General features: G+C 65.8%; 14 protein-coding genes and 1 pseudogene. All 15 read right to left on the bottom strand.

The window, feature by feature from the left end; translation table 11 throughout:
- Positions 1-197: 197 nt before the first annotated feature.
- Positions 198-455, bottom strand: a complete 258-nt coding sequence (locus AB0K82_RS06895) for a winged helix-turn-helix transcriptional regulator (RefSeq protein WP_364393723.1) — start codon at positions 453-455, stop codon at positions 198-200.
- A gap of 400 nt (positions 456-855) precedes the next feature.
- Positions 856-2,055 carry a phosphotransferase gene (locus tag AB0K82_RS06890; RefSeq protein ID WP_364393663.1) on the bottom strand — a complete coding sequence of 400 codons (1,200 nt, stop codon included), beginning with the start codon at positions 2,053-2,055 and terminating at the stop codon, positions 856-858.
- Between the two features lie 200 nt (positions 2,056-2,255).
- Positions 2,256-3,257 (bottom strand): thioesterase domain-containing protein, encoded by a 1,002-nt coding sequence (locus tag AB0K82_RS06885; protein ID WP_364393661.1) that lies wholly within the window; start codon positions 3,255-3,257, stop codon positions 2,256-2,258.
- 42 nt (positions 3,258-3,299) lie between these two features.
- Positions 3,300-4,247, bottom strand: a complete 948-nt coding sequence (locus AB0K82_RS06880) for a beta-ketoacyl synthase N-terminal-like domain-containing protein (RefSeq protein WP_364393658.1) — start codon at positions 4,245-4,247, stop codon at positions 3,300-3,302.
- Between the two features lie 20 nt (positions 4,248-4,267).
- Positions 4,268-5,383, bottom strand: a complete 1,116-nt coding sequence (locus tag AB0K82_RS06875; RefSeq protein WP_364393656.1) for a beta-ketoacyl synthase N-terminal-like domain-containing protein — start codon at positions 5,381-5,383, stop codon at positions 4,268-4,270.
- Positions 5,384-5,406: 23 nt separating this feature from the next.
- Entirely contained in the window at positions 5,407-7,188 is a 1,782-nt protein-coding gene (locus AB0K82_RS06870; protein WP_364393653.1) for an AMP-binding protein, read from the bottom strand.
- Between the two features lie 169 nt (positions 7,189-7,357).
- Positions 7,358-8,137, bottom strand: coding sequence for a hypothetical protein (locus tag AB0K82_RS06865; RefSeq protein ID WP_364393651.1), 780 nt, complete (start codon positions 8,135-8,137; stop codon positions 7,358-7,360).
- Positions 8,138-8,234: 97 nt separating this feature from the next.
- Positions 8,235-8,951 (bottom strand): uracil-DNA glycosylase family protein, encoded by a 717-nt coding sequence (locus AB0K82_RS06860; protein ID WP_364393648.1) that lies wholly within the window; start codon positions 8,949-8,951, stop codon positions 8,235-8,237.
- A complete protein-coding gene (locus tag AB0K82_RS06855; RefSeq protein ID WP_364393645.1) occupies positions 8,948-10,327 on the bottom strand; it encodes a class I SAM-dependent methyltransferase in 1,380 nt (459 codons plus the stop codon). Before AB0K82_RS06855 ends, AB0K82_RS06860 begins: the two co-directional genes overlap by 4 nt.
- 15 nt (positions 10,328-10,342) lie before the next feature.
- Positions 10,343-10,744 carry an aminotransferase class III-fold pyridoxal phosphate-dependent enzyme gene (locus tag AB0K82_RS06850; RefSeq protein WP_364393721.1) on the bottom strand — a complete coding sequence of 134 codons (402 nt, stop codon included), beginning with the start codon at positions 10,742-10,744 and terminating at the stop codon, positions 10,343-10,345.
- Between the two features lie 105 nt (positions 10,745-10,849).
- A complete protein-coding gene (locus AB0K82_RS06845) occupies positions 10,850-11,041 on the bottom strand; it encodes an FxLD family lanthipeptide (protein ID WP_364393643.1) in 192 nt (63 codons plus the stop codon).
- A gap of 69 nt (positions 11,042-11,110) precedes the next feature.
- Positions 11,111-12,310, bottom strand: a complete 1,200-nt coding sequence (fxlM, locus tag AB0K82_RS06840) for a methyltransferase, FxLD system (protein ID WP_364393641.1) — start codon at positions 12,308-12,310, stop codon at positions 11,111-11,113.
- A 334-nt stretch (positions 12,311-12,644) separates the two neighbouring features.
- On the bottom strand, positions 12,645-13,541 hold the full coding sequence (locus tag AB0K82_RS06835; RefSeq protein WP_364393639.1) for a phosphotransferase: 897 nt from the start codon (positions 13,539-13,541) through the stop codon (positions 12,645-12,647).
- A gap of 32 nt (positions 13,542-13,573) precedes the next feature.
- The gene (locus AB0K82_RS06830; RefSeq protein WP_364393726.1) at positions 13,574-14,473 is read right to left on the bottom strand and encodes a hypothetical protein; all 900 of its coding nucleotides are present in this window, start codon (positions 14,471-14,473) and stop codon (positions 13,574-13,576) included.
- Positions 14,474-14,665: 192 nt separating this feature from the next.
- Positions 14,666-14,881 (bottom strand): annotated as a pseudogene (locus AB0K82_RS06825) (helix-turn-helix transcriptional regulator); the annotation flags it as partial.
- Positions 14,882-15,237 lie beyond the last annotated feature (356 nt).

Raw genomic sequence — 15,237 nt, 5'->3', positions numbered from 1 at the left:
CTTCGGCGGTCCAGGTCCGGTCATCGCTGCGGTCGGCATCAAGCAGCAGCTCGGCCAGCTCCAGTTCGTCCAGATCGGTGGGTTCGAGCGTCACGGCGGTCTTCCTTCCCCGAGATCATGCCGGTGCTGATCGTGCCAGGCCGGCGGGGCGGCGCGAGGCGAAACGCCCCCACACGCCGCCTCGGTTGGTCGGGCTGTTACCCGTGCAGGTCGGCGAGGATCGCATCGAGCATGCGATTCAGGTGGGCGCCGACCAGTGCTCCGGCCGCGGTGACCTCATACGAGCTGGACAGCGGTGGGCCAGGGAAGGCGTGGCGGGTGACGAGGCCGGCGTCGATGAGGTCGCGCAGCCGGTCATTCAGGCTGGTGGCGCTGATGTCGGGGACGGCGTCGTTGACAGACGCCGCATGATTTCGAGCACCTGTTCCTTTCGGACGGGTTGTGCACCCTGTGATTCAGCAGGTTTCCGAAGGTGCGCGGTGCACCGACCCTTGCCGCGCAAGGACACGCGGCTCGGGGACGGTTGGCCGAAACGCCGATGCTCGGTCGTTGAGGCCGTGAGGTCAGCAGGAGGCCCGCCCACCTCACCGTGGCGCCCTGAAGCCGCTGACAGGCGAGCCGCGCGTCTTCCGCTGCGGGCGGCCCGGTTCGCCGGGCCGCCTGGATGGCAGGGCGGGCTAGGACTTCTTGCTCCAGTCGTCCCAGGTGGGACGGTTGTCGAAGCTGGCGAGGGGGCGGGTGCCGGTTGCCTCCAGGAGTGCCTGGAGGCCCTGGGCCGAGTTCCGGTGAAGGCGCGGGCACGGCGGATGACCCACGGGTCTTGCGTAAGTTACGCCGGCCATGAGGGTCATGAACTCAGCGAAGAGTGTCACGCAGGGCCTCCTCCAAGACAGGTAGCCGGTCCAGCAGCATCAGAGCTGCCTCGTGCCGTGCCCGCGCGTAGGACTCGAGTGCGGCGTCGACGATGTGCGGTCGTTCCACTGGTGCCGACAACGGAAAGGTCGAGCAGAGCTTGGCTGCACAGCCGACACGAAGCGAGAACAAGAGGTCGTCCGCGGGCGCCTTGGGGTTGGCGTCTCGATAGGCCAGGGCTAGATCGGTGTATCCCTTGAGCCAGCTCTCCACACCGTTGGACAGGACGCTCTTGGGGTCACAGCCAAGACGCACGATTTCCCAGGCGAGGTACCCAGGTGTGGGTGGTCCGAAGTCCACGATCGCGGCGACATCGTCGTTCTTCAACAGGACGTTGGGACCGGCCAGGTCGCCGTGCATGACCTGGACCGTCAGCTGTGGAAGTGAAGCGAGGATGCGCTCGACGTCCCCCAAGGCGGCTTGTCGCTCACGCGCCGCCTGCAGAGCCCATGTCTCGAACTCCCCAAGCCTGGGCCTGTGCTGGTACGCGAGAATCAGTCTCTCGAAGCGGTCACGTGCGGCGGCCACGTCGCACACCGCGGCACCAGGTTCCAGGGTGGGTGCGGCGGTGGGGTGAGCGGCGAGTCGGTTGTGGAGACGGCCCATCGCTGTGCCGACCGCTGCCCACCGTGCACCAGTCAGGGTGCCCTCGGCAGTCTCGGTGTGTGGCACGTACGACCATAGGGCCATTGGCAGGCGGCCGTGGGTCTCGATGAGTTCGTGCTCGCGCGTGCGGATTGCCCGCGCGGTCGCGACACCTCCGTCGGCGGCGTACTCGGACAGTTCGACGGACGCCCGCTCCAGATCCAAGCTATTTCGAGTGCGATAGACCTTGACGAAGTACCGACGGCCCGTCTGGTCCACGATGGCGTAGTTGTCCGTCGAGGTGCCCTCCAGGATTCGCGTTATTTCTGCCGGGTGCAGTCCGTACGCGAGCACCAGCGTGTCGGCGACCGCCGTGATCTGCTCCCCCTCCGCGGTGCGGCCGGGTGTGGAAGACGCGGCGACAGGCTTGGTGGCGGGCTGGTCAGATGCGGTGGACATGGTCTCCTCGTCGAAGCGCACAGCGATAGTGGTCAGATGATGAGCAGGGCGGCAGGTGGTCAGGTCGATCAGAACGCGGGCATGGACCGTGGTCGCCAAGTGCTCAGCGAGCTGCGGCGGGCCGCGCCGGGTGCAGCGGGGCCGCAAGGTCGCCGAATCGCCTACGCCCGGTCGTTGGGCAGGCCCGTGCGGTTCACACACCCCGAGGTCGACCCCGACGCCTGAGGGCCCACCCCCACACCCTCCGCAGGCCCCTTGGAATAGATCATCCAGCGGGTGGCGTGGTGGTGAAAGCGAGCTCAAGCAGCGGCGGAACGCATCGCGGCCATTATGGCGGCAGCGAGAGGCCGCCGGTGGTTCATCACATAGAAGTGGTCGCCCTCGTACCTCTCGAGTCCGCGGAAGTGCGTCGTGAACGCTTGCCAGGAGAGCAGACGGTCCTCGCCGATCAGCCTGTCGCGGCGGCCCCCGAATACCGAGAGCGGAACGGGCAGCGGCTCGGGGTCGCGGGGAGGAGCCCAGGTGTCCAGGAGTTTGAAGTCGTTACGGAACACCGGGGCGAACTTGCACCAGACGGCGTCGTCGTCGAGGAGCTGCGGTGGGCTGCCGCCCACGTTCCGCAGCCAGCCACGCAGTTGGTCGTCGGACATCAGGTGAGGGCGGCCGTCGGCGCCGGCCTCGGCTCGCGGGGCGCCGTAGGCGGACACACCCAGCCAGGCCGGGAGCGGGTCCCCCTTGTGGTGAAGTCGGCGGGTGAGCTGATAGGCGATGAGTGAGCCCATGCTGTGGCCGAAGAACCCGAAGGGCCGGTCGAGCAAGGGAGCGATAGCGGCGTGGAAGTAGTCGACCAGCCGGTCGCAGTCGTCGATCAGGGGCAACGTCTGCAGCTGGCCTCGGCCGGGAGCCTCCAGGAGGCAGAGTTCCCAGTCCTGGGGGAAGTGCTCCGCCCAGCCCCGGTAGAGCAGGTGTGAGCCGCCGGCGTGGTGGAACAGGAACAGGCGCGCCGCTGGGTCGCTCAGCGGCCTCGGGCGGATGACCGGGCCGGCAGACGTCTCGCCGACGAGCTTGGAGATGACGAAGGCGTGCAGCTCGGCGAGGGTCTTGGCACCGCGGACGACCACGGTGTTGTCCGGGACGCCGAACGCAGTCTCCACGCGGGTTGAGATCTCGAGCATCAGCAGCGAGTCGATCTCGAGTTCGTCGGAGAAGTGCGCCTCGTCGGTGACCTCGTCGGGTTCGATCTCCAGTACTCCGGCTATCAGAGCGCGGAGATCCTCGATGTTCACGGACGCAGTGGTCATTGGTGTTTCCCCTGGCTCCTACGTGGATTGACGAGTGGTCGGTCAAGGGGTCAGCAGCAGAGCGGCTACCGCGTCGTGGCGAGGGCCTCCAGCCGTGGCGAGCACGTTCCCGGTGGCGTCGCTCTCCAGATGGGCAGCCGCGGCAGCGCACTGCAGGACGCCCAGTGCCCCGGACAGCGGGCCCAGCTGGGATTCCAGGTCGATCCGGCGCGTGGCCGCGAGCAATTGGCCCGCCCCGGCAACCGCCTCGTCCACGAGCCACAGTCCGACGGGCTTCTCCTCCGTCGCACCGGCGGAGGTCAGCGCCGTGGCGTGATCGCGGGCCCGTGCGTACCCGGCGATCGTGGCGCGCGGCCGTGTGCCACGGGAAGCGGCTGCGTTCGCTGGTTCAAGGACGAGCGCGACCGCCGCGTCGGTGGACTGCTCGCCGAGCAGCTTCGTGGACACGTCATTGGCTGGTTCGACGCCGACGACGACGGCGGCTTCGGCGCGCCCGGCCACGATGAGGTTTCGGGCCCAGGCGAGGGCGTCCAGACCGCTCGTGACGCCGTTGCAGACGGTGAGGTTGGGGCCGCGCAGCCCGTAGCGGATGGCCACCCAGCCGGCGATGACGTTGCTTGATGTCTGGGGCAGGCCTAAGGGACTGAGGCCCCTGACGCCTTCCCTGGCGATGGTGTCGGTGGCTTCGCAGACGCTGTCCGCGTTGCCCAGGTTGGTGCTGACCACGACGGCGGTCGAATCGGCCACGCCCGTGAACGTCGCGTTGGCGTCGGTCAGGCCCGCGTCGTGGAGGGCGGCCGCGGCAGCCCGCAGGGCTAGCCGAGACGCGCGGTCCTTGTGGCGCATCTCGCGTCCGCTGAGTCCGGTTGCCGGGTCGAAGCCGCCCTCACCCGGCAGCGGTCCGAGGAGGTCGCCGTACGTCGCGACACCGGGGAGCGCCAGTCCGATGCCCGTAACGACGACCTCCCCGGCGCTCGGGTTGTTGCTCATCCGTGCGGTACTCGTCCCGCTCATCGGGCTGCCTCCACGATCGCGACGGCGTTGATCCCTCCGAAGCCGAACGCGTCGATCTGCGCGATGGTCAGGTCGCCGGACGCGGGGGCACCCTGTGCCAGGCCCAGTCCTACGGCCTCGGGGATCGGGTCGGTGAGTCCCAGGACCGGGGGTACCGTCCCTTCCCTCATGGCGAGCACCGCCATCAGGAGGCTGAGGAGTCCCGAGCCGCCCAGGGTGTGGCCGGTCATCGCCTTGATGGCGGTCATCCGTGGACCGGTTCCGGCGCCGTGGAAGATATGGCGCAGGACGCTCGACTCCGTCGCGTCGTTGCGGGGGGTGCCGCTGCCGTGCAGCATCACCAGGTCGATGTCCTGCGCCCGTACCCCGGCTCTGCTGTAGGCGTCCTGGACCGCGCGTGTGATGCCGTCGGGGTCGGGCGCGGTGGCGTGGTGAGCGTCGCAGTTCATGGACACCCCGCGCACGCGGGCGTGCACGGGGCCGTTTCCGGTGCCGGCGCGCTGGACGACGACGGCTGCCGCGCCCTCACCCATCAGCATGCCCTTGTGCGTGGCGTCGAAGGGGCGGAGCGCGTCGGGGATGTCGTTCTGCACCCGGTCGAGCATGCCGAAGCCGCTCTCGGTGGCGGCGTCGGTGCCGGCGACGACGACCGTGTCGGCCATTCCGACCTCGATCATGTCGGTGGCCATGCCGAGCGCGTACAGCGTGGCTGAGCAGGCGTTGGCGAAGGTGTACGTGGTGGACGCGCCGAAGGTCTCCTTCAGGGCGGTGCCGAAGTGCAGGTCTTCGAGGGCGACTTCCGCGTGGTCACGCCACCACAGTTCGAGGCTGCGCTGCTCGCGCATGGTGGTCCCGACCAGCACGGGTACGTGTGACATGTCCTCGCCCAGGCCCGCGTCAGCGACTGCCTGACGAACCACGTTGGTGAGCCAGCGGGTGGCGCGCCGCGGGATGTCGCCACCGCCCTCGGGCCGGTCGTCGATCTCGTAGGCGTAGGCCGCCCTGTACTTGTCGGGGTCGAAGGCCTTCAGAGGCTTGCGGCTCTCCTGGCCCGCGCACAACGCGGCGAATATCTCTTCGGGGCTGGCACCGATGTTGGCCACGGCGGCCATGCCCGTAATGTCCCAGGTCACGGTTATGTAGCCGTCTTCCTCAGCTCGAAGGCGGCCAGCTTGCCGGTCGACGTGGTCGGGAGCTCGTCGAGGAACTCCAGACGGGCGGGCCGCTTGTAGGCGGCAAGACCGCCACGGATCGCGGCGATCACCGCGCGCCGCACCACGGCCTCGTCGAATCCCGGCCGGGCCACCAGATACGCCACGGCCTGCTCCAGGCCGTCAGCATCGCGGCCGCCGACCACCACGCAGTCCTGGACCCCTTCAGCGCCGCGGATGACGCTCTCGATCTCACTCGGCACGACCTTGTAGCCGCCCAGGTTGAGCAGGTCATCGGCGCGGCAGAGATGGGTGAACGTGCCGTCCGGCGCACGGCGCACCACATCGCCGGTGTAGGCACCGCCGTCGGCGAAGGTGACCGCTGCGGCCTCCGGGCGGCCGATATAGCCGAGGGCGACGGTCGGGCCGGCGATGTGGAGCCGGCCCTCCTCCCCGTCGGCGACGGGCGTGCCGTCCACAGCGCGGACGGTCGCGGTGATCCCGGGCACCGGGACCCCGAAGGTGCCCGGACGCTCTTTCCCTGGCGGCGTGCCGACGACTATGTAGAGCACCTCGGTAGCGCCGAGACCGTTGAGCAGCTCGGCCTGGAAGGCGGTGCGGATCCGCTCGCTGAGCGAAGCCGACAGATTCTCGCCCGCCGCCACGCACAGCCGCACGGAGTCGGAGGCGAGTGCCGCCGTCTCGGATGCGTTCAGCAGCGCGGCGTACAGCCGTGGGACGGAGAACAGCACGGTGGGTTGGTCGTGCCGCATCGCGGCGGCGAGTGAGTGAACATCGACCGTGCCGCGGATGAGCGCAACGCGGGAGCCGGCCGCCAGAGGGCACAGGACGGAACTGCCGAAGCCGTAGCCGAAGGACATCCGGGCGGTGGACAGCACGGTGTCCTCGGGAGTCAGTGCCAGTACGGTGCCGATGCCGTTGGCCATGGCCGCGATCGCACCGGCCGAGTGCCGGACTCCCTTGGGCATGCCGGTGCTTCCGGAGGTGTACTGCACGAGCGCCTCACGCCCGGCACTCCACACGGCCGGTGGCCCGGCCTCCTGCGGGCGGCGTGCGGGGCCGGGCTCGGCCGTGGCCAGAGCGGCGCGGACGTCAGCGCCGGCGAGCTGGGTTGTCGTCTCGAACAGCTCCTCCAGGGCGCGTCGCCGCTTGGGGGCTGCGTCGAGGTGCACCATCGCGGCGGCGCAGTTCTCGGCGATGTAGCGGACTTCGTCGTCCATGAGCATCGGGCTGATCACCACGGGGACGCAGCCGTGCCACCACAGGCCGAGGACGGCGATGACGGTCGCCACGGAGTCGTCGGCGACCAGGAGGCCGCGGGTGCCCTCCGGCACGCCTGCTGCCCTGAGGGCGCCCGCGTACCCACGTGCTGCCTCCAGGAGGGCGGCGTAGGTGATCTCCCCCGCCTGGGGGTCGAGGTAGCTGGTTCTTTCACCCCGGCCGGCGGAGACATGACCCGCCACTAGGCGGTCGATCAGGTCGACCCCGCGGAGGCCTGTCGCCCGCTCGCTGAGCACGGACACCGCGGCGTCCAGGCTGGTGAGGGCTGCCGCTTCCTCAGCGGACAGGGCTCCGAACTCGCGCTCGATCGCTGCCGCGATCGCAACCTTTTCCAAGGAGCTGATGCCGAGTTCCTCATAGAACAGGGCACCGGACTCGATGTCTTCCTTTTTGACTTCGAGGACAGACGCCACGATCTCTCGCAGCCTGTCGAGGACTTTATTGGTGGGTTCTGCATCGCGCACCGGCGGGGGTCCTTTCCGTATCTTCGTAGCTGAGATCTGGTTGGAAAGAGAGCGAGGGTGATCCGGAGATCTGCTCCCGTTCCTGTCCCTTTCGCCGGAACGTCGCTTGGTTCCGGCCGGTCGGGGATTCAAGAACGGGATAGGGTGCCGCGGCGCTCAGCGGGAGTGCTCAGGCTTCCAGGCCGACCTCACAGGGGAACAAGACAGAAACGCCCAAGGGCTCCTCCGTGAAGATGACCCTCTTGGAAAGCGCGGACATGAAGCCGAGCTCGAAGATTGTGCCCTTTCCGACGAGTCCGCCGGGGTTGCATACGACAACAGCGTCGGCCTGCCTGAACGCGTCCATGTGCACGTACTTGTGCCGCCACGTGTCGCGTTCGTTCTTCAGGAGATCCTGGTAGTCGAAGAGGATGAAGTCGGTGCCCGCGGTTTCTGGCTTGATCCGTGTGGACCGAGGGCTCAGCACTGCGGTGCCACTCTCGCGCAGACGGGCGATGGTGTCCTCGATGTACCCCAGAGATTGCTGGAAGCTGCCGCAGACAACAGCACTCCGGAACTCCCGCCGGATCAGGCCTTCCACCATGTCGTTCGATCCGCACGCGGACATGCCCGTTTTCAGATAGAACTGCTCCAGATCAGCCTCGACTATGTTGAAGTAGAGGCCGGTGTCGACATAGAGGCTGTTGACCAGTGCGGCCGCTTCCGACTGCGGGAGCTGCTGAAAGACTCCGGTGGCGTGCAGGCGCGTGGTCTTGTTGTCAACGACCTCGTTGAACTCCGCGAGCCCGGCGCAGAACTCGCCGACTCTGTCTGCCAGCACCTCGTGGGCGCGGCTGTCTTCGAACGCGAGCCGCTCCCTTCTGAGTAGTTCCAACTCGCCGCTCCGGGAGCGGTAAACGCTCACGCGTTCCAAGTCGAAGTGGACCAGGACCCTGCCTCCTGCCGCCAATGCACCGCTCTCCTTCTTCTCGTTCCAGCGCGTTGGGAGCCTACGGCCTTCGTCTAATCAGCTGAGAGGTTGGCAAGCGTTCCGGAGGACGCAACGACTAATCGTCTAGTCCACGGAAGGCGCTGAGGTACTTTTCGGCGAATTCTTCCTCTCTGTCCCGGTTGTATTGGGTGATGAAACGCGGGTGCTCCAAGGGTACGATCTTTCGGAAGAAACGCTGGCCCTCGTTCACCTTCGAGAGGAACGCGAAGTTCTCGCCACTGCCAATGCAATAGCACACCGAGGTGTCAGTTCCGAATGTCAGCTGGCGTTCCAGTGTGTCCACGAGGAAAGAGTGCAGTATCTCCAGCAGCTTCTTGTTCTCGTAGTAGTTGCAGTTGATCTCTCTTCCCTTGGGATTCGTTCTCACCAGGCCAAGGGGACACACAAAACTCATGACGAAGTCGGCATAGAACTTGCCACGGCCCCCGTAGCGCCTGATGACGTCGTGCAGAAACCCGGCGGAAGGCCGGCTCACCGCATAGCCGTCGACATCGACTCCCGTTTCGCTTTCGAGGAGCTTGGCATCTTCGAACGGGACCCCGGTCACGGCCGTGCCGCGGCGGGCGGGCGAGCTCCCCAGTACCAGACGGCGCGGCTTATCGTCGTCGTAGTACTTGTGGTAGAACGCCGTCGTCACCTCCCGAACGCGGTCCTTCTGGGGGCCGCTGAACGGATTGATGACCGTGAACCCGGGAGGCAGTTCAAGCGTCGTTTCCGCAAGTTCCTCGTTGAACTGCAGGATCCGATAGGCAACAGTCGTTCGCCCGTTCATTGCAGAAGTCCTTCCTTCACGCTGGTCACTCTGAACAGTCCGGTCGCACTCGGCTGTCTGTGATTCAGCCTTTCCGCAGAACCGATGGGACGTTGTGGACGCGGCCGGATGGAGGGGCGGTGGAGACGTTTGGCGACGACAGCCGACAGGTAGATCTCGGTACTTGTTGGGAACATTCGAATATCTTTGAATCCGGCACAGTCGAGTTCCTGGCCAATCAGATTGGCTGTGTCCATCCCGCGATAGAGGTCGACGAAGTCGGTGCCGGGGATGAGCAGTCCTGGCACGACGCAGCCCCGCTGAGTATACAGAAATCCGTTGGCTACGGAGACGATAATCACCGCGCCGGGTTTCAGTACTCTGTGCGCCTCCGAGGCCGCTGCGGACGTATCAAAGAACGACGAATTGTACGTTCTCAAGGAGACATACAGATCGTAACTGTTCTCCGGAAGGGCGGACAGGTCTTCGGCGCTGGAGATGACCGTTCTCGACGAGGGAATGAGTCCGCTTATATTTGCGAGGCCGCGTTCCGCAACGTCGACAAAGGTGATCTGTGGGCAATCTGAAAACAAAGCTGCTGCTTCGTAGCCGGCTCCGACGCCGACGTTGAGGATGTTGACGGTAGACAGAGACCTTGTGGACGACCTCCTGTATACCGACATGAAGTCGTCGGCCCACCTCAAGTTGGCGGCACGAGCGTCGTACGCGTAGTCATAGGTGCCGTACTTCGCGTCAAACGCTTCGGACAGCGCGTCGTTTACGGCGCGATCAGCCTCTTTGTACTCGATCCCATACCTCTGGCAGATAAGCGAAGCGAGCGCTAACCTCCCCCTGTTCGCATTGACATCACTCCTGGAAAGCGCGAACCCCTTCGACTTCAACCTGGAGGAGACGGTTTCACTGATGCGATGTGTGGAGTAGTGGGGGTTGCACTCGATATTTTGCTCGCTCACTGCGTAGAAGTCTTGGTTCTGCTCGAGGATCTCGCGCTGCAGATCGTCGGGGAAGCGGTGTACATGACCTCGTGCTGTGACGGGATCGTCGTCGAGGTAACTCGTCAGCGCGGGGTCTGGCAGACCGATGTAAATCCTGTCGATGCGCATTTCCTTCAGGAGCTCGGCGAGCTCAAACGACTTATCTGCCGACAGGGTGTTGATCGTCAGATATGCGCTGTGTGCGCTGGATGTTCCGAGTTCTTTAATCCTACTCCGCAGAGTGCGATACCAGGATGCGCCGCGGACTTCGCCCTCGAAGGCGGAGCAAATCAACTCGTCCTGTTCGGAAACGAGCGCAACTCCGACCCGCCGACCTGTTTGCGGCGCCCTTTGTGCGATGCCAATGACATAGTTCATCCAATAGGTACTGTTCGGGCTCATCTGGGCCTCCATTTCTCACAGGCACGCGCGGGAGGTGTCATCGCTCTTCGGGGACGCGGGCAGGCCGGCTCGGTCCTGGGATTCATGGCGCGGACGCCGCATCCCTTGAGTGGAGCTGGCCGAGCTCTCCCAGCTCGGGTGCCTCCTCGACAGCTCGACGATCTCCTCGGCAACGGAGCCGGCCGAACGCCTGCGCACGCTCCCGGCCCCGTCGGCACCGAGGTCGTGCTCGAAGCCGAACGTGCGGCCCGTATGGCCGAATCCGGTGGCCACCTCGTCGGCGACCAGCGAGATCCCGTGGCGGTCGCACAGGGCGCGCAGGCCGGCCAGTTCCCCAGGCGGAGGGACGATGACCCCGCCCACGCTCAGAACGGGCTCGATGAGAACGGCGGTGACCGAGTCCGAACCGACGGACAGGAGCTGAGCCTTCCACTCGGAAACTCCAGGGACCCGGCACTCGGCGTGGTCCTCGCCGGCACCCGAAAGGACTCAGGCGCCGACAGCACAGCGGATCTGCTCGGGTCAGGACGGGTCGTTGGAACCGGTGGCGCAGGCGCTGGTGCTACAGGTGCTGCCGCATCCGTCGCCGGTGCCGCACATCATCGACGCGATCGGCGTCAGCTGCTCGACCACGCGCATGTCCAGCATGAACTCCTCATCGGCGGCGGGGGCCGCCGAGCCGGGGGCGTGGGTGTCGAGGGCCAGTGGGCTCATCGAAGTACACCTCCTTTCGATTTCCCGGGGGTGAGGTGTGGTGATCCTGGCCGGCGCGGACGGTGTCGCTCAGCTCGCCACGGGCCAGGAGATCGTGACCAACCCTTCGGGCTTCTCCAAGACGGTCGTGCCTGCGGCCAGCGGCCAGGGGTCGCTGCCGGCCGGCCAGTAGCCGAAGGTGGGGGAGTCGCCGTGCTGGGCTTGGATGTCCCACTCCTGGATCTGGGCGACCATCCCGGCCGCTGCGTCCTCGCCGTGGACGCCGTACGCGCGGGCCCCGAACTCGAAACCACCCTCCGCGCGGGAGCGCACGACGAGGTAGGCGAACGAGTCGCCGCGTACGGCACCGAACGGGAACCACCGCCCGCGCTCACCCAGCTCGATCCCCTCGTCGGCGGCCACCCGGCAAAAGCCGGGCAGGTGGCAGGCGAACCACAGATGCAGGTCGGCGAACGATTCGCCGGACCCGGTCGTGACGCCGGACCACACCTCGGACCACGGCGTCGCCAGGACCCCATGCAGCAGGTCCAGGTCGTCCGGGATCTCGTCGTCGAACTGCAGCTTGACGCTGCGGCGGCTCTGAGGATCGGGTAAAGAGAACACGCGCTCGCGATGCTCGCCGACGCCCTGCACCGGGACGAACCCGGCCACGGTGGCCGACGTGCTCACCAGGTGATCCCCGGCCGGCCGGAAGGCGATCACGCGGGTAATCCCGTTCATCCGCAGCGGCACCACCAGCCGCCCGTCCTCGGCCAGCAGCTCGGTCCACGACCGGTGGATATCCCACGCGCCGACCGTCACGATGACCGCGTCGTACGGTCCGTCCACCGAGATCCCGCCGGTGGCATCGGCCGTCACCACCGTGACCCGAGAGCCGTAACCGGTGGCCTCCAGCGCCTCGCGGGCCCGGCTGGTCACCTCCTCGTCGATGTCGACGCTGACCACGCGACCGTCCACGCCGACGACCTCGGCGAGCAGCGCGGCGTTGTAGCCGCCCGATCCGATCTCCAGTACGCGTCCGCCCGGTACGAGCTCAGCCTGCTCGATCATGCGGGCCTGGATGAACGGCTCGCTGACTGAGGAGATGCGGACGCCGTGCTGGTCCGTCTTGGTCTGCACCGACTGGTAGGCGTTGTAGGCGACCTCCAGCGAGGTGCCGGCCGGGACGAACCGATGCCGGGGCACCGTACGAACGGCCCGCTCGACGGCCGCGGAGGTGATCACGCCGTCCTGCACGAGCTTGTCCGCCAGGGCGTCGCGGAATTGCATCGCTGCGGAGTGTTCGGATGTGCCGACCATCGGGGACATAGGTATTCTCCTCGTCTGCTGCTTCGGCCGGCTGAGCGAACCGTTTGGGCGTCGTCAGCCCCAGTGGATGCGCCGCGACGGGGCGCGCCGACCGAAGCGCCCTCTTGTCACGGCATCGAGCTTCTCGCGTCCCGCGCCCATTGGCCACGGTGACATGTCACTGCTCCCGCTGATTCAGTGACATGTCACCGGCTTAGTGTCGGACGCAATGAAAACTTCACGCCAAAGAAGGTTGCGCGCCGACGCGAGGGCCTTTATTGGGCGTCCATAATAGGGACAAGTGGCATGGGACACATCAGAGGATCTTCCATTGCAAGGAAGTGTCCTCATTGAGCAGTCCCTTGATTCGGCGATTTACTTCTTCGGCAGTATCTGGGGCAAATGCTATTTTTCGCGCATTTGTCGTTATCATGCGAAGTTCTCGCAAGTCACGGAGAACGGGGTAGTGCTCCCAATCTGTGACGTCATAGCCGTAAGCATCGACAAAGTCTCGGTAATGACGATAGCCGTATCCGAATCGTCTACAGTGAATTTCGATGGTAACTAGATCCCATTCGGCGTTCCCTCGGACGACGGTATCCCAGTCGCACAGAACGGCATGGTGCCCGTGATGGAGGGCATTGCGGTGCTGGGGGTCCCCCTGGAGGAGTCCCTCGGACAGCTGGAATTTCACTGACTTAAGGGCATCCTCAAGGTGATCGAGCCGGGCAGACAAGAATCGGTGCGTCTCGGGGGAAAGAGAATCTGCAGCACCCAGCGATGACCGTATGGCGGCGACGTTATCCAGCGGTCGAATGGGGAACGGGGGTGCCGGCAGTGAGTGCAGCGCGCGCAGGGGGCTGGCGATCTGCGCTGCCGACACCGGGTGATCCGGCTGGGGTAGGTAGGTCCAGAACGTCACCCCGTGCCCATCGACAACGACCGGCTGATCAGCAACCGGGTGAAGAGGAGCCGTTGGGAAGCCCTGCTTCATCAGCCACTGGACGAACCGGACAGTCCTGGCGACTTCGGCGAGTGACGAGCCTCGCCGGGCGATCTTGACGACGACGGGCTGTTGCACGAGCCGGAATACCGCGTTGGTGTGGCCCCGCAAGAGGATCGCGTCTGTGCTATCGAGGCCGACTCTGGCGCAAGCTGACTGCAGGACATGCTGCATCTCGAGTGCGGGATAGCCCCCATGGAGTGGCGTCATGCTGTCAGGCTGACGCACCGATGCTCGAAATGTCACATCCGGGCGGGTGGCAGGGCCAAGATCTCCGTAAGTTCTCGAGCAGCCCTGCCCGACCGCTTCGAGGGCGGGATCACCTCCATCACGTGGCGTGCTCGTGCGGAGACGATGGATGTTCGATGTTCTTCGGGAATCTGTAGATAGGTAGCCCCCGCCAGTTCACACGCCTCGCTTACAGAATGCTCACGCGCCAGGCAGATGGCAGCCTCCAGATGCAACAAAGCCGGATCTATCACGCTCTCGTCGTGATAGAGGTCCAGAGCTTGCCGCTGTACTCTTCGCGCCCGGCCGGTCTGGCCGAGGAAGGTGTATGCGCCGCTGAGGTAGAACAGCAGGCGACGGTGAGGGAACGCGAAGGCGTCCTGTTCGTCTTCCGGGTGTTGGGCTTGCTCGTGCATGGCCATCGCCCGATTGATTGCTTCCAGCGCCCGGCCGGCGTCGCCTTGTCGCGCGAGAGCACGCGCTTCCGCTGCTGCGGCCAGCGCCGCCGTGGGGGAAGGATGGCGAACCATCATCCGCGCGTCTCGGGCCAGCCGGACGGCCTCGTTCAGCGGCCCGTAGTAATACGGCAGCATCGCTGCTTGGGCACGCACCCGCGCACGCAAGTCGAGATTGCCGCCGTCGTCGGCTGCGGCTCGCGCGGTCGCATACCAAGCCCGAGACTCGGGAAGGCGGCCAAGTTTCATCAAGGCGTCCGCCACCAGGATGGCCATGACCGCCGTCATCTCTGACAGCCGGCACTGGACCACGGCAGGTTGCCGATCGCTGGCAAGCGTCTGGACTTCTTCCAGGTCGGGGAGCAGCAGTCCTAGCATTGCCTGCGGTGGGGTGTGGATGTACTGCCCAGAATGGAGAGAGACCCGCTCCTCCAGAAGGTCCATCTGGTTCTGGCTCACGGTCCCCGCCGCCAGGGTACGGTCCACAACGCGGCGAAGGGACTCTATCTCCTGATCGAATGACCCTCTTTGCCTTCCCCAGAAGGGAGGAGAAGAAGGCCGAGCTCCCACGCCATGATGCGTCGGAGAATCCTGCTGAAAGTCGCCACCCCGGTAGTCACCAGCCAACCCCAAGCCCTGGGCGTCCGTCTGATAGACGCGGCACAGCATGTCCACAGTGGTACCGCGAGGCTGTCGTCTACCGGTCTCCCATGCTCCGAGCTGTTCTGCGTCGACCCGTGGACTTAAGTTCTCGCGGCTACAAAGATCTCGACACGCTTGAGCCGCATCCTTCAACGTCCAGCCTCTGGCCAACCGCTGGGCGCGTAGGAGACTCACCTGGCAGCAGGAATGGATTTCCAGCACCATCTGCGAGAGCGGCCATCCCTCTACAGCGGCGCGATCCCGCCACCGCCGGGCACACGCCATTCCGTGCTTTTCGGGCACTGCACCTCCTGGAGTGGGCTTCTCCCGGGAAGGGTAAGCGAAGGCACGGTCCCGTTCGAGCGATCAGTGACTTTTTCCTTCTTCCTCACCCCACCGCTGTGAGAAGTCACTGTTCTGAGACGACCGGTGACTTATGGCAGTTGTTGGTGACCGGCCTCGCACGACACCTTCTTCCACACGACGGCTGCGGACGCGCAGGTTGCCCGACACGCAGCTGTGCAGCTCTGTTCTACGTCGCGGACCCACGCTCAGGAGGGACTTTGACCAGCGTCGTACCG

Origin of the sequence: Actinoallomurus sp. NPDC052274, from assembly GCF_040679475.1 — a bacterium.
Taxonomy (GTDB): Bacteria; Actinomycetota; Actinomycetes; order Streptosporangiales; family Streptosporangiaceae; genus Actinoallomurus; species Actinoallomurus liliacearum.
The sequence above is the reverse complement of the archived record's forward strand: the minus strand, read 5'-3'. Positions and strand labels throughout refer to the sequence as shown.

Coding starts and splice junctions, on each gene's coding strand:
- AB0K82_RS06885 (WP_364393661.1), bottom strand. CDS start 3,257: ATGACCACTGCGTCCGTGAACATCGAGGATCTCCGCGCTCTGATAGCC.
- AB0K82_RS06880 (WP_364393658.1), bottom strand. CDS start 4,247: ATGAGCAACAACCCGAGCGCCGGGGAGGTCGTCGTTACGGGCATCGGA.
- AB0K82_RS06875 (WP_364393656.1), bottom strand. CDS start 5,383: ATGGCCGCCGTGGCCAACATCGGTGCCAGCCCCGAAGAGATATTCGCC.
- AB0K82_RS06860 (WP_364393648.1), bottom strand. CDS start 8,951: ATGAACGGGCGAACGACTGTTGCCTATCGGATCCTGCAGTTCAACGAG.
- AB0K82_RS06855 (WP_364393645.1), bottom strand. CDS start 10,327: ATGAGCCCGAACAGTACCTATTGGATGAACTATGTCATTGGCATCGCA.
- AB0K82_RS06845 (WP_364393643.1), bottom strand. CDS start 11,041: ATGAGCCCACTGGCCCTCGACACCCACGCCCCCGGCTCGGCGGCCCCC.
- fxlM (WP_364393641.1), bottom strand. CDS start 12,310: ATGCAATTCCGCGACGCCCTGGCGGACAAGCTCGTGCAGGACGGCGTG.
- AB0K82_RS06835 (WP_364393639.1), bottom strand. CDS start 13,541: ATGACGCCACTCCATGGGGGCTATCCCGCACTCGAGATGCAGCATGTC.